The sequence below is a fragment of the Paraburkholderia sp. SIMBA_054 genome (genome assembly GCF_046534875.1).
Taxonomy (GTDB): domain Bacteria; phylum Pseudomonadota; class Gammaproteobacteria; order Burkholderiales; family Burkholderiaceae; genus Paraburkholderia; species Paraburkholderia hospita.
Genome location: NZ_JAWRXV010001287.1, coordinates 1 through 251, shown reverse-complemented (window position 1 = coordinate 251; position 251 = coordinate 1). Strand labels below are relative to the sequence as shown.

The window sequence follows — 251 nt, the reverse complement described above, 5'->3', positions numbered from 1 at the left end:
CGATGTCGATTGAAGGCATTGTCGCGATGCAGGCATGCGCGCGGATCGGTGCGACGCACTCGGTGGTGTTCGGCGGCTTCTCGTCGAAGTCGCTCAACGAACGGCTCGTCGACGTGGGCGCGGTCGCACTCGTCACGTCCGACGAACAGATGCGCGGCGGCAAGGCGCTGCCGTTGAAGAACATCGCCGACGAAGCGCTCGCAATGGGCGGCTGCGAAGCCGTCAAGAGTGTGATCGTCTACCAGCGCACC

General features: G+C 64.5%; 1 pseudogene. It reads left to right on the top strand.

Features of this window, described 5'->3' with window-relative positions:
• Positions 1–251: pseudogene (locus SB822_RS59250) on the top strand (acetyl-coenzyme A synthetase); the annotation flags it as partial.